The 14208-nt window shown below is 44.7% G+C and carries 14 protein-coding genes; 11 read left to right on the forward strand and 3 right to left on the reverse strand.

The genetic code is table 11. The annotated features are described in order from the left end of the window. The first annotated feature begins 86 nt into the window (after nucleotides 1-86). From PUW25_RS07140 to PUW25_RS07185, 10 genes are all read left to right on the forward strand, one after another. Complete coding sequence (locus PUW25_RS07140; protein ID WP_205053583.1) at nucleotides 87-554, forward strand: SRPBCC family protein; 468 nt, start codon at nucleotides 87-89, stop codon at nucleotides 552-554. Nucleotides 555-570: 16 nt separating this feature from the next. Beyond that, nucleotides 571-1050, forward strand: coding sequence for a GNAT family N-acetyltransferase (locus tag PUW25_RS07145; protein ID WP_205053582.1), 480 nt, complete (start codon nucleotides 571-573; stop codon nucleotides 1048-1050). Between the two features lie 292 nt (nucleotides 1051-1342). Further along, the gene (codB, locus tag PUW25_RS07150; protein ID WP_274336856.1) at nucleotides 1343-2620 is read left to right on the forward strand and encodes a cytosine permease; all 1278 of its coding nucleotides are present in this window, start codon (nucleotides 1343-1345) and stop codon (nucleotides 2618-2620) included. Then, nucleotides 2589-3857, forward strand: coding sequence for a cytosine deaminase (locus PUW25_RS07155; protein WP_205053580.1), 1269 nt, complete (start codon nucleotides 2589-2591; stop codon nucleotides 3855-3857). Before codB ends, PUW25_RS07155 begins: the two co-directional genes overlap by 32 nt. A gap of 151 nt (nucleotides 3858-4008) precedes the next feature. After that, nucleotides 4009-4545 carry a tubby C-terminal domain-like protein gene (locus PUW25_RS07160; RefSeq protein ID WP_238546267.1) on the forward strand — a complete coding sequence of 179 codons (537 nt, stop codon included), beginning with the start codon at nucleotides 4009-4011 and terminating at the stop codon, nucleotides 4543-4545. Between the two features lie 21 nt (nucleotides 4546-4566). Beyond that, nucleotides 4567-5697 (forward strand): DUF4269 domain-containing protein, encoded by a 1131-nt coding sequence (locus PUW25_RS07165; RefSeq protein ID WP_274336857.1) that lies wholly within the window; start codon nucleotides 4567-4569, stop codon nucleotides 5695-5697. A gap of 59 nt (nucleotides 5698-5756) precedes the next feature. Further along, nucleotides 5757-6323, forward strand: coding sequence for a hypothetical protein (locus tag PUW25_RS07170; protein WP_047910088.1), 567 nt, complete (start codon nucleotides 5757-5759; stop codon nucleotides 6321-6323). A gap of 54 nt (nucleotides 6324-6377) precedes the next feature. Beyond that, nucleotides 6378-6524 carry a hypothetical protein gene (locus PUW25_RS07175; protein WP_193745975.1) on the forward strand — a complete coding sequence of 49 codons (147 nt, stop codon included), beginning with the start codon at nucleotides 6378-6380 and terminating at the stop codon, nucleotides 6522-6524. Between the two features lie 74 nt (nucleotides 6525-6598). After that, nucleotides 6599-7360, forward strand: coding sequence for a hypothetical protein (locus PUW25_RS07180; protein WP_047910087.1), 762 nt, complete (start codon nucleotides 6599-6601; stop codon nucleotides 7358-7360). 78 nt (nucleotides 7361-7438) lie between these two features. Beyond that, nucleotides 7439-7810, forward strand: coding sequence for a hypothetical protein (locus PUW25_RS07185; RefSeq protein ID WP_047910086.1), 372 nt, complete (start codon nucleotides 7439-7441; stop codon nucleotides 7808-7810). An 86-nt stretch (nucleotides 7811-7896) separates the two neighbouring features. Here PUW25_RS07185 and pgmB read toward each other — a convergent pair whose 3' ends face one another. From pgmB to PUW25_RS07200, 3 genes are all read right to left on the reverse strand, one after another. Beyond that, nucleotides 7897-8553, reverse strand: coding sequence for a beta-phosphoglucomutase (pgmB, locus tag PUW25_RS07190; RefSeq protein WP_205053573.1), 657 nt, complete (start codon nucleotides 8551-8553; stop codon nucleotides 7897-7899). A 23-nt stretch (nucleotides 8554-8576) separates the two neighbouring features. Then, nucleotides 8577-10859: a glycoside hydrolase family 65 protein gene (locus tag PUW25_RS07195; RefSeq protein WP_205053572.1), complete on the reverse strand. Its 2283-nt coding sequence runs from the start codon at nucleotides 10857-10859 to the stop codon at nucleotides 8577-8579. Between the two features lie 294 nt (nucleotides 10860-11153). Then, nucleotides 11154-12176 carry a LacI family DNA-binding transcriptional regulator gene (locus PUW25_RS07200; protein ID WP_047910083.1) on the reverse strand — a complete coding sequence of 341 codons (1023 nt, stop codon included), beginning with the start codon at nucleotides 12174-12176 and terminating at the stop codon, nucleotides 11154-11156. A 360-nt stretch (nucleotides 12177-12536) separates the two neighbouring features. Between PUW25_RS07200 and PUW25_RS07205 the strand changes: the two genes are divergently transcribed. Continuing rightward, nucleotides 12537-14201, forward strand: a complete 1665-nt coding sequence (locus PUW25_RS07205) for a PTS transporter subunit IIBC (protein WP_047910082.1) — start codon at nucleotides 12537-12539, stop codon at nucleotides 14199-14201. Nucleotides 14202-14208: the final 7 nt, after the last annotated feature.

Genomic DNA, 14208 nt, shown 5'->3' on the forward strand with positions numbered 1-14208 from the left:
AGTACAAGCATGCAGTTAATCATCAAGCGATGCTTCAATCCTTTGATATCCTGCAATTATTCAAGAAATAAGGAGCTGAACCGAGCATGGTTACTTTGGACACGAGCATCATTATCCAGGCTCCAATAGAGCATTGCTTTGATGCCGCCAGAAATATCCGTCTTCATCCCGTAACGGTATGGAAGCATACCAAAGAAAAGGCTGTGGCAGGCGTTACAGACAGTTTCATTGAATGTGGTCAAACGGTAACCTTTGAGGCCACTCATTTTGGTGTCAGACAAAGACTGACTTCCGAAGTGACAGCCTACAAGCGCCCGATCTATTTTACTGACGAGATGCAAACGGGGGCATTTCGGAGCATGACCCATCAGCATTTTTTCTCATCTTTAGACCACGTGTATACCCAAATGAAGGATGTATTAATATTTGAAGCTCCTTTTGGAGTATTAGGGAAAATGGCGGAACGCTGGGTACTTGAGTCGTACATGAAGCGATTCTTGGAGCATCGGAATAAACGGCTAAAAGAGTGGTTAGAGAATGAGGACGCTTATTAAATAGGAGGCATGATATATGATCAGGCTGTGTAGTTCCGTTGAAATGCTGGAAATCTATGAGATTGTTAATGATGCTTCGCGTGCTTATAAAGGAATCATACCCGAGGATTGCTATCACGAGCCTTATATGCCACTGGACGAGCTGCAGAGCGAGATCGAGAGCGGAGTTGTGTTTTGGGGATATGAGCTTGAAGGCAATCTGATTGGTGTCATGGGGATACAAGACCGGGGGGATGTTAGTTTGATCCGGCACGCATACGTCAAGACGAATTCTCGCCAAAAAGGTATCGGTTCCATGCTGCTGACCCACCTGCTTGCGCTTACGAATAAGCCTGTTCTAATAGGCACATGGGCAGATGCTTCATGGGCGATCCGCTTCTACAACAAACACGGGTTTAATAGGGTTTCTCAAGAGGATAAGATGAGATTGCTCAAGACTTATTGGACTGTACCTGACAGGCAAATTGAGACGTCCGTAGTATTGTCCAATGAATAAATGACACCTGTTTTTTGACACTTGGATAATAATTACATTGACATAGGGTTGATTTTCTAAAATAATAGTACGTAATTAAATACTGGTACCTTTAAATCAGTCCAGAGAGGCTGGCAAGGACAGCGGATTTTCGTAATCGGCGTGAAGCAGGGCATAGTCTATTTAGAGATGCTCTCTATATTCGCGCGGCTTATGATGTACAAATGAGGCTAATTGTCAGTTTAACGACGGCGATTAGCCTCTTTTTTCTGCTCTTTTTGGTATCAGGAAACTTTTATTTGGGGGTATTCTGATGAGTAAGAACGATCAAGAGTTTTCGTTGCAGGCGGTACCGAGAACGCAGAGAAATCAATTTTTGAAGACACTATCTGTTATGCTGGGTTTCACATTCTTCTCGGCCAGTATGCTGGCAGGCGGAGAGCTGGGCATTGGCCTGAGCTTCACTGAGTTTATGCTGATCGTGCTGGCGGGGAACTTGGTGCTCGGTATTTACACGGGCGCACTCGCACACATTGCGGCCAAGACGGGGCTCTCAACCCACTTGCTGGCTAAATATTCTTTTGGTGAAAAAGGCTCCTATCTGCCTTCCTTCCTGCTTGGCTTTACACAGGTCGGCTGGTTCGGCGTAGGTGTAGCGATGTTTGCAGTTCCGGTCGCGAAGGCGATGAACTGGGATGTGAATTTACTCATCTTCATCTTCGGTATGGCGATGACAGCTTCTGCAATCTTTGGTATGAAATCGTTGGTAATCCTGGGCTATATCGCGGTTCCAGCGATCGCTATATTGGGTAGTTACTCGATGCTTAAGGGTGTTGATACACTTGTCGGCATGCAAGGCTTGCTTGATTACACACCAACACAAACCTTGTCTGTGGCTGCGGCGATGACGATCTGTATCGGGTCCTTTATTAGCGGAGGGACGCTTACGCCGGACTTTACCCGGTTTGCCAAATCATCCAAGCAGGCGGTCATTGCAACTGTTATTGCCTTTTTCCTGGGCAACTCGTTAATGTTCCTGTTCGGCGCGGTTGGTGCCATGGCTTATAACTTGGCCGATATTTCCGAAGTCATGTTCCTGCAGGGGCTGCTCATTCCGGCAATTATTGTACTGGGCTTAAATATTTGGACGACCAATGACAATGCTTTATATGCATCAGGTCTAGGCTTTGCGAACATTACGAAGATTTCCAAGAAGTTCTTTGTTATTATAAATGGTATTGTCGGCACAGTATTTGCGATGTGGATGTACAACAATTTTGTCGGCTTTCTGAATGTGCTGGGTGCTGCGGTACCATCCATCGGTGCAATCATTATCGCTGACTACTTTTTCGTCAAACGCAGAACATACAAGGAATATGCCAGCATGAGCTTTAAAAAGGTAAACTGGTTAGCAATGCTCGCTTGGGCGATCGGGGTTGCTTTTGCACAGCTCGCTCCAGGCATTACGCCGCTTAATGCGTTATTGGGCACAGCCGTCGTATACATCGTACTCATGTCCGTATTCTCAACAAAAGTATCTAATGAAAAGGTGATGACAAATGATCATACAGAACGCGAAATTGCGGGGTAAAGAGGGCCTGTGGAATATCCTCGTGACAGATGGAAAGTTCGAACAAATTACACAGGAATCCATAACAAGCACGAACGATGAGGTACTCGACGTCAACGGTTCCCTTGTACTGCCTCCATTTATTGAGCCGCATATTCACCTTGACACAACCTTGACAGCAGGTGAGCCGGAGTGGAACCTGAGCGGTACGCTCTTTGAAGGAATTCAGCGCTGGTCGGAGCGCAAGGCTTCTTTGACGCATGAGGATGTGAAGACACGCTCCAAGACTGCACTCAAATGGCAGATTGCTCAAGGTATTCAGCATGTTCGTACGCATGTCGATGTAACGGATCCAAGCCTGACTGCAGTCAAAGCGATGCTCGAAGTGAAGGAAGAGATGGCGCCTTATGTAGATATCCAGCTTGTGGCTTTCCCTCAGGAAGGCATTCTCTCGTATCCGAATGGGGCCGAGCTGATGGAAGAGGCACTGAAGATGGGCGTTGATGTGGTTGGCGGCATTCCACACTTCGAATTTACGAGAGAATATGGCGTAGAGTCGATGAAGATTGCGTTTGATCTTGCCGAGAAATATGACCGGCTCGTAGATATCCACTGTGATGAGATCGATGATGAGCAGTCCCGGTTCGTAGAGGTTGTGGCGAAGGAAGCCTATGAGCGCGGATATGGTGCACGCACAACTGCGAGTCACACGACAGCAATGGGCTCCTACAATGATGCCTATACTTATAAGCTGTTCAGATTGTTAAAAATGGCCGGACTGAACTTTGTATCCAATCCACTCGTGAACATCCACCTTCAAGGACGTTTTGATACGTATCCGAAGAGAAGAGGACTGACTCGTGTGAAGGAGCTTCAGGAGGCAGGTCTTAATATCTGCTTCGGGCATGATGATATCTTTGATCCATGGTATCCGCTTGGAACAGGCAATATGCTGCAAGTGCTGCATATGGGAATTCATGCATCACAGCTTCTTGGCTACGATCAGATCGTTAATTCGATTGACCTGATTACAACGAATAGTGCAAAAACGCTGCACATCGAAGATAAATATGGCATCGAATCCGGCAAACCGGCGAGCTTTATTGTACTCTCCGCGGAGAATGAATATGAGGCTGTACGCAAACAGGCTGCTGTTCTGTATTCCTTCAAAGAAGGCCGTAAAATTGCAGAAACAAAGCCACAGCAGGCATCCATAATTCTTGGTGATGGTCCTGAGCAAGTCAGCTTTAACAAGTAATCGAATCGTAAATATTAACCTGTCTGAAAACCTGTATGGAGCGCTCCGTGCAGGTTTTTTTGATTTGTAGATCGGGCTGCGCAACATTATACTTCTAATGGAGTACATAAGATGTATGTGTGATATTCATCTCATAAAGGGAGCGGAGTCAATGGAGAGGAAGTACTCTTATAAAATCCCATTTATGACACATTCTAAGGCCCCATCTTTACTACAAAACGAGGTCAATCAAGACTTGGGCTCGTTAAGGCGTGTATATCGTAATAAAGGATTGGATGCTGCGAACTGGTTTATAAATAGTCTTGAGATTAGTGTTGACGGAGAAGAGCTTCAAACAGGTTTCCGTGTATCCATCCAGGATAAGATGATTTGGTTAGGACGTAATAAGTGGAGTATATTTTCTATTGGTCCTGAAGGTGATGAGGAGAATATTCTACAAGATCGCACCAAAATCAAATTATCGCCTAGGTTTATTTTTACATACAAGAACGAGGAATTTGCTTATACCAAAGAATTATTAGACAAAACAAGTTTTGTTCATAATTCAGGAAAAATGCTGGTGGCAGAGATAGAGAGTGGTAGATCAAATCATCCGATGCTCACCAGACAAATTAAAATTCACAACGATGAATTGCCCCCTATGCTGCTGGCCTGTGTAGATCGTGTAGTCCGGTTGCTGTACAGATAAATGGAAGGAGTTAAACCACCAATGCAAAACAAACATTTATATAAAGACATACGTTATTTAATAGAAGGGAATGAAGTGCAACAGGAAGTATATCGAGTCCTAACACAGTTCAAAGTCATGGATAAATTGGAAGTTTATGATCCCATTCTTACAGGAACTGTTCCCATTGCAGTTGACATAGAGGGAAGCGATCTGGATATCATTTGCGAGGTGCATGATTTCTTCGAATTTAATCAGCGGCTCACAGACCAATTTGGAGAATACGAAGGCTTTAAAATATCCGAGAAAATCGTAGACGGCATCAAACGAATGAAGGCCAGTTTTAAATTAGAGGATTGGGATATTGAGGTATTTGGTCAGCCGATTCCTACTTCTGAACAAAATGCATACAGGCATATGCTCATTGAAGACCGATTTCTCAGACTGGCAGGAGATGATTTTGCGAATCAAGTGATATCCCTTAAGAGACAGGGTATGAAGACAGAGCCAGCCTTTGCCTTTTTGTTATATCTGAACGGAGATCCGTATGAATCATTGTTTGAGCTTGATAATTGGTCTGATGAAGAAATTAGACTGGTAGGGGAGAGTTATTCAAATATCATCTGCCGAGTCAGTGATTTTGTAAAAAATCGTGTATATTCTTATAAACCGTCAAAGGATCATATCGATCCTATTTTTGGTCCAAATGCCGAATACAGTTATCAGCGTTATATAGACGATCATAACATATTCGTGTCCCAAGGATGGAATGAGAATGTAGCTCATCTGACGATCCATGGCAAAGACGAGTTTACCTTCAAATGCACCTTGCTTGATGTGAAAAAAGAAAACCCTTCGCTCATTTCTGCCTTGGAAGCAAGCGTTGTCGGGGATGATGATGAGGATTATGAATACTTCGATGCTGATCCTTCATTTCTAGCTGTTGAAGTTCGAGATGTGGAATGGAAGTGCCATCTTCCCGAAGAATCTAGGGAGCTGGGAGAGAAATTTTACACTTTTGTCAACTCCTTTCTAAATCATCATTTTGACAATCGATCCTCTGATATCAAAGAAGTGGAACCTGTGAAGGAATATATCGAGAAGGATCTTTGGTATTTGCTGAAGTTTCCATTTGAAGGGAAGACCTATATCCGAACTAGACAGCTATGGTAAGTCGCATAATAGGCTGAAGTAGACATTCCGAATTGCTATTGATGAAGGAGTGGTGCAGCTTGAAGCATAGACTTGGCATTTCCATTTGGGTTATCGGCATACTGATTCTTGTTGTTTATTTGGTGTATCCTCTGTTTCCGAAAAAAATCCATGTAGACGTACAAGGAGTAAAATATCGGCTAGGCAGTCCCTCCATAGAAAAGCAAGTGCAGGTTCAATTAACTGGAGTGATCGATACGACCTTTCTTGGTAAAAGATCCTTCGAGGGAGAGATCGAGATCGAGGGGGAGATCAATCCGATCTCAAGCGAAGCAGCGTATACGCTGCAACTATCCGATCTGGACTACTCGGGGATGATTATGTATCACTATCTGTATAAGGATGAAGCTGGCGATCCACACGCCGGGTCATTCATGTACGGTACACTTAATCAACAAGATGATTTCAAGCAGGGGGCGATCCAGGTATCGCAACAGGAGGAAGAAGGGCGGAGTTCATGGAGCAGTGACGATGGGTATGTTATTGCTTATCCCGCGAATAACAGGACCGAGGCGCTGGCACTTACGAATGAGATTTTGCTCACCCAGTATTCGAGCTATGACAGTGCAATGCCTCCGTTGAAATGACTCAAGATGATTTGAGGAAGAATGTTCTATTAGTAAGATAGGAGGTAGCCGTTAATGACAGTGCTGTTATCCCTTAGCTTCTACCTGATACCGGTTCTCGGAATTTTCTTTGTTATTACCTTGCTCGAGGCAATTAAGAAAATTGTAATAACCAGTCCTACAAATGGGAAGGAATTTGCTGCGCGTTATGTTTTGGATTGATTGTATGGACCTTAGCTGCACAGATTCATAATTTATTCTAATTAAACTCGTTTAATCTAGGAGGGGATAGGAAGATGAATGCACCGACTCAAATCCTCACTGTATGGCATAAATTTGATGCTTTCCCCATGGAAACGCTGACCAAGGCATGGTATTATGATCAGTCCTCTGTCCGTCAACGCAGTGTAGAAGAGATGAAGGAGCATCGCGAGAGATTCGGCACCTCAGGGAATTGCTTTGATCTGGCGATCTGGCTGATTGATGAGTTCAAGCGGGCCGGGATTGAAGCTTATGGCTTAGGAGAAGGCCTCGGTACAGAGGAGGCTCATGCAGCTGTGTGTGCGCTTGACGAGCAGGGGCGTAGATATTTTTGCGACTTGGGGGATCAATGGATTGAGCCGATTCTCATGGACTTCACGGCAGATGAATACGGTGGAGAGGTGCTCAGCGGATATATTACAGGAGGCAAAATAAAGCTTGATCATCACGGGAGCAGTCACTTATCCTTCACTTGGGTTAGGCCGAATGGCAAGACGAGCAGTCAGGTCTTTGATCTTACACCGGTTGATCTTCAGGATTTGATCGCTGCAGGAGAGCATTCTCAGTCCTTGCTGCATAATGCACTTGTAGAGATGAGAGTTCCGATGGAGAATGAAATTGTCCACTGGGAGTATGAAGGAGGAAGAAGCTTTATAAGCAACAATCGAGAACTCATCACCGAATCTCCCCTTGATCACATAGAGGATTGGGCCAAGCGAATATATACAATGACAGGGATTCAGCCCGATGTGACGGTAACCGCACTTAAGAAGTATAAACAAATTGCAAAAAGCTGAAGTTGAGGATGAATCTTTATACCCACTTCTGTTATACTTATATAGGACTTTATACATATTGATGAAGGAGAACAACAGATGTCGACAGCAAATGTCCTAGATAAGCAGAAGCGTATTATTGAGATTAAGTGGATAGGCCTGCCAAAGCCTGAAGAAGTGGATCGCCTCACTGAGCGTGTGCTATTATTGCGAAGCGAATTTAGCAGTCCCACCTTCAAAGTACTGGTTGATATGAGAGAATCCCTTGTATTCTCTAAGGAATCACAAGCAAGATTGGTTGAGCATCAGCGTCAGCTGAGGGATTCAGGTATGTCTCATGCGGCCATTATTACGCAGAAGGCATTGACGACCATGCAGTTGAAGCGTTCGGCGAGAGAAGCTGGGAACGATACCGAATCTCACTTTGAGAATGCTGATGAGGCACTGGGATTCTTACAATCACAAGCATAAAAAAGAGCCGCTCCCCTAATGAGTGTTTCCTGTCGAGTAAACAGGGTGCAATTCATTAAGGATGCGGCTCTTATTTTATTTCCATATTAAGCTCTATTTGCATGACTAGACTTCAGTAAGTCCAGAGTTAGCTCTGAGGTCGAAGCTACAATAAGATCGGCTTTTTGCATTTGAGCAGGTGTACCGACACCCACGGCATACATGCCAGCGGATCGAATAGATTCGATGCCTGCTTCTGCATCTTCTACGCCAACACAATCAGCAGGGAGAACCCCCAGCTTGGCTGCGCCAGTCAAGAAGATTTCTGGATCAGGCTTGCCATTCTTAATTTGTGTGACGTCAACGACATGATTGAAGTAATGCGTCACTTCAAGCCGATCTAGAATAAACGGTGCATTCTTGCTCGCAGAGGCCAGTGCGATAAGGATACCGGCTTCCCTTAATTCCTTGAGCAGGCTCTCAATGCCGGGCAGAAGATCTGCCGGTGTTACCTTTTTAATCATTTCTTTGTACAGTTCATTCTTCTGATCAGCCAGCTGATACTTCTCTTCATCTGTATACTCAGTATTCCCAAGTGCAAGAATTAGCTCAAGAGACTCCATTCGGCTTACGCCTTTCAGTTTCTCGTTATATTCTTTATCGAAAGGAAGGCCGAGCTCATCCGCTAGGCTCTTCCAGGCAAGGTAGTGGTACTCTGCCGTATCGGTGATCACGCCATCAAGATCAAAAATAACTGCTTTCATGTTACATTCACCCGTTTCTTCGCTTAAGATGCGATTGTTGTTACTAATGCAGACTCATTCGTAATCACGACTTCTTCTCCATACAATTCCATCGTGAGTGGCTCACCGGATACCAGTGTAATCTTCACTTCGTCTTGTTCTACACTGATATTCAGCAGACGATCCCGGTAGTTAATGTGGAACTTGTATTTCGTCCAGCCTTTTGGAAGGAAAGGTGAGAAGCTGAGAGTCTCATTATACGTGCGCATCCCGGCAAATCCTTGAACGATTGCAAGCCAGCTTCCTGTCATAGAAGTAATATGCAGACCGTCCTCTGTATCATTATTGTAGTTATCCAGGTCCAGACGCGCGGTGCGTTTGTACATTTCTACTGCTTTTTCTTCCATTTTCAGCTCGGCAGCAAGCACGGCATGGATGGAAGGGGACAGAGATGATTCGTGTACTGTCATCGGCTCATAGAAGCTGAAGTTGCGTTCTTTTTCCTCCAATGTGAACTGATCTCCGAAGAAATAAATTCCTTGAAGTACATCTGCCTGCTTAATAAAAGGCGAACGGAGGATCTTATCCCAAGACCATTTCTGGTTCAACGGCAGTTCTTCCTTCGCAAGCGAGGATACTGGACGGAGGTCCTTATCCAGGAAAGTATCATGCTGGACAAATACACCCAGCTCTTCGTCATACGGGAAGTACATATGCTCTACGATATCTGACCATTTCGCCAGTTCGCTCTCCGTTAATCCAAGCTCTTGTGTTCTTGTTTCGGAAACTTTAGACAAGCTGTCCATTGTATATTTCAATACCCAAGCTGCGATCTTGTTCGTGTACCAGTTATTGTTAACATTGTTCTCATATTCATTTGGTCCGGTAACGCCATGAATCATATACTTGCCAGTGCGCTTGGAGTAATGAACCCGATCTGCCCAGAAGCGGCTGATTTCAACAAGTACTTCGATACCTTCATTCACCAGATAGCTGGTGTCTCCGGTATAGTTTGTATAATTATAGATTGCATAGGCAATAGCTCCGTTACGATGAATTTCTTCAAACGTAATTTCCCACTCGTTATGACACTCTACCCCTGTGAAAGTTACCATTGGATATAGGGCGCCCTTCAGACCTTGCTGACGTGCATTGTGATGTGCACCTGCCAGCTGGTTATGGCGATAACGCAGCAGGTTCTCGGTTACGCGCTTATCTGCAAGCGCCAAGTACATAGGTACGGCATAAGCTTCAGTATCCCAGTACGTTGCACCGCCGTATTTCTCCCCTGTGAAGCCTTTAGGACCGATATTCAAACGCTCATCATGACCATAGTAAGTAGAGAAGAGCTGGAAGATGTTGAAGCGGATTCCTTGCTGAGCTTCAATATCGCCGGAGATTTCGATATCGGCTTTGTCCCAGCGCTCAGCCCAAGCATTGACATGCTCCTCTTTCAGCAGGTTGTAGCCCTTATTCATCGCTTCCATCATCATGCTCTCAGCCGTAGGAATCAGCTGGTCTGTATTCATATCACGTGAAGTTGTGACAATGACAAATTTCTGAATCGCTGCTGCAGCCTGTGGAGCAACGTCATACACATAATGAACTGCGGCGAAGAGGGCAGCTTCTTTTATCTTTTTGGAAGTTACGTTATCTGTGACAATACCCATGGTTGAATTGACAGTGAAGCGTTCTACACCAAATGGATTTTCTTTTGTTGTAGCTGCAAGGCTGACATAGGGCTCGCCGACTTTGCGATCCGCTTCAACCCAGAATGATTCCTCGTAGTTCGAGTCTTCATTCTTTGTATCTGCATCCAGATAAGGGATCAGCTCCACATTCATGTTTTGATCCGTAAGATTGGTGACACGATAATCAATCAGACACAGCTCCAGCTTCGATATGCTGAGGAAGCGCTCGGTTTCAATTCGAACCTGTCCATTTACCGTAAATGAGCGACGAAGAATACCTTCCTTCATGTCGAGCTCTTGATAGAAATCAGTTACTGCATCTGTATACAGATCGACTTCAGCACCGTTGATAAGAACACGGATCCCGATAAAATTCATAGCATTGATTACTTTGCCGAAATAGTGCGGATAGCCATTTTTCCACCAGCCGACCTTCGTCTTATCCGGGAACCATACACCGGAAATGTAAGTACCTTGATGATGATCACCGGAATACGTTTCTTCAAAATTACCTCGCATTCCCATATAGCCGTTACCGATGGAAGTCATGCTCTCCTGCAAGCGCAGGTCCTCTTTGTTAAGCTCCGTTGTGGAGATCTTCCAGGCATCAATATCAAAAATTCGTTTATATGACATTTGAATCCTCCTTGGGCAGCGTATAAGCACGCTATACCTATTTGGTTGGTTTAGAAATAATAAGATGAAACTTAAGTGGGAATTATAAACTTGGCGCTTCTCTGTCAGCATATGTCATAAGTCTTCATTTTACTTCAGAGTTCGTAAGCTTATACCCAAAATGTAAGTGTTATCATTTGATTGCGATTACAGTATATAGTGCAACCGGTTGCCCTGTCAATTAAAAAAACAGTCTGCATGAAAAAAAGCTGTCTGCATGAAAGTATGCAAACAGCTTGCTTAAGTGTCTTGGGTTTATAATCGTTCTTCATTTATCCTCGTACATGAGGCGCGTTCCACAATTCGGTGCGGCACAATAATATGCTTGGTCATTTCTTTCGGATCCTGAATCTTCTCGATGAGGCTCTTAGCGGCCTGGTAACCCAGCTTGAATATATCGATATCTACAGACGTGAGAGGCGGATTCATCATATCGGCAAGAGTTAGGTTATTGAAGCTGATCAAGGAGCATTGTTCCGGAAGACGTACCCCGATTTGCTGAAGTGTCCTTTGCAATGGCAGCGCGACAATATCGTCACCGACAATCATAGCCGTAGGAGGTGTATCCAATTGGAACAGGGCGGCAATATCGTCATTGGTGAACGATGTCCCGATCAAGTAACGGGAATCCCACTCCAAATTCAGTTCGCCAAGTGCGGCTTGATATCCGCGTACCCGCTCCTTGTGCACAGTCCTTGCTGTATCTGCTCCAACATAAGCAATTCGGCGATGACCGAGCTCATACAGGTATGTAACAACATCCTTCCCTGCCTGGAAATTGTCATTATCTACATGGGTCGTTTCGCTGACGTATTGCTGAGGCTTACCAATAACCGTGTAGGGGATTTTTTCGTGATGAAAAAAATCAACAACCGGGTCTTCGGGCTTGGAGTACAGGACGATAAAACCGTCCACCCGGTTAGCCCTCGTCATCATTCTTACACGAGACAAGAGTTCAGTATCATCTCTGCCGGTCACAATGGCCATTGTAAAGTTTTTTTCATTAGATAGTTCACTGATGCCCCGAATGCTCTCAAGAAAAAACGGATTCTGGAATATAGATACATCCGCTTCAGGCATAATAATGCCTAGGGACTGCGTCATTCGGTTGGCCAAGCTCTGCGCCGAATAATTCGGTTCATATCCAAGCGCTTTCATCTCTTTACGAACCCGTGCCTTGGTAGCCTCACTAATCTTGGGGCTGTCCTGAATGACCCGGGATACGGTGGAAGTAGCAACATTGGCTCGTTTAGCAATATCTTTAATTGTTACTGCCATCGCTGAATCTCCTTTTAATTTGCGTTATTCTGATGTATTTATCATACACACACCTAGACATATAAAACAATGCAGGAGGAATAAAAAAATTGGCAAGTTAAAAAAATGGGTTGCAAAATGAAAGCGAATGATTTTATAATAGCACTGCAACCGATTGCACTAAAGTTGCACGATCTTGCAATAACTCCTTTTCAAAAGCCATGGCACAATTTTAAGGAAGATGTAATCGCTTTTTTATCAATCACTGTGTCACCGGCTTTATAAACATAGGATTTTGTAAGGGATTTCTGAATGCGATATCAACAAAGAACAAGGCGTTCAGACCAAGCTGCACAATAAAAAACACAAGAGGTAACGCATATGAAAAAACTTCTGTCTTTTGAGTTTTGGCAAAAATTCGGTAAAGCCTTGCTAGTCGTCGTTGCCGTTATGCCGGCTGCAGGGATCATGATTTCGCTTGGCAAAGTGATCGCGATGTTTGCGGAAAATATCGCATTCCTTGTCACTGTCGGTGGTGTCATGGAGAACCTCGGCTGGGGGATTATTACCAACCTTCATATCTTGTTCGCTGTCGCGATCGGTGGATCGTGGGCAAAAGAAAGAGCAGGAGGGGCGTTTGCGGCACTTATCGCCTTCATTCTGATCAATATTACAACCGGTACCATTCTTGGCGTATCCAATGATATGCTGAGCCAGGAAGGTGCAACCACTACGACGCTGTTTGGTCAAATGATTACGGTAGATGGTTACTTCACCTCTGTACTTGGTGCTCCTGCACTGAATATGGGTGTGTTCGTCGGTATAATTTCTGGTTTCCTTGGAGCCGTTATCTTCAATAAATATTATAACTATCGTAAGCTTCCAGAAGCGCTGGCCTTCTTTAACGGTAAACGGTTCGTTCCGTTTGTTGTCATTCTGTGGTCCGTTATTGTTGCGATAGTAATGTCTGCATTTTGGCCGTTTATTCAAACCGGAATTAACAGCTTCGGTAAATGGTTAGCGACTTCAGGGGAGTCTGCACCGTTCATTGCCCCATTCCTATACGGAACACTGGAGCGTGTGCTGCTGCCATTTGGGCTTCACCACATGCTGACGATCCCCGTCAACTATACCGAGCTTGGCGGAATTTACACGGTACTCACTGGCGGCAATGCCGGCGGTACAGTTGCTGGACAAGATCCACTATGGCTCGCTTGGGCAAGTGACCTTGCCAATCTGCATGGTGCAGATCCAATGGCGTATCAGCAGCTTATGGACACCGTAACACCAGCTCGTTTCAAAGTAGGTCAAATGATTGCTGGCGCTGGTATTCTGATGGGTATTGCACTTGCGATGTATCGCAGAGTGGATAAGGACAAGCGTTCCAAATACAAATCGATGTTCTTGTCTGCCGGTCTTGCGGTATTCCTGACAGGAGTTACAGAGCCACTTGAGTTCATGTTTATGTTTGCTGCACCGCTGCTTTACGGTGTATATGCGGTCATTACTGGCCTTGCCTTTGGTATGGCTGATATTATTGACCTGAGACTTCATTCGTTCGGTATGATCGAATTGCTGACTAGAATTCCGCTATCGATCAATGCAGGCCTTGTTGCCGATATCATTAACTTTGTCATTACAACCGTTGTATTCTTTGCAGGCTCCTACTTTATCGCTTACTTCATGATTGGTAAATTTAAGATGGCTACACCAGGACGTCTTGGGAATTATACGGATGAAGAGTCCGATAAAACAGCAGCTACTGCAGAAGCTGCAGGAGAGAACATTCCTGCTGCTGCAACCGCTGGAGATGATCTTCCGGCCCAAATCATAGCCACGCTCGGGGGCCCATCTAACATTGTGGATGTGGATGCTTGCATGACTCGCCTGCGGATTACGGTGAATGATGTAAATGCAGTGGGTAACGAAGAGGAGTGGAAGAAGCTCGGAGCTCTTGGATTGATTAAGAAGGATAACGGTATTCAAGCCATTTATGGTCCAAAAGCCGACGTTCTGAAGTCCGATATTCAAGACAGACTAGGGTGATTACAAT

It is taken from the genome of Paenibacillus urinalis (assembly GCF_028747985.1).
Classification (GTDB): domain Bacteria; phylum Bacillota; class Bacilli; order Paenibacillales; family Paenibacillaceae; genus Paenibacillus; species Paenibacillus urinalis.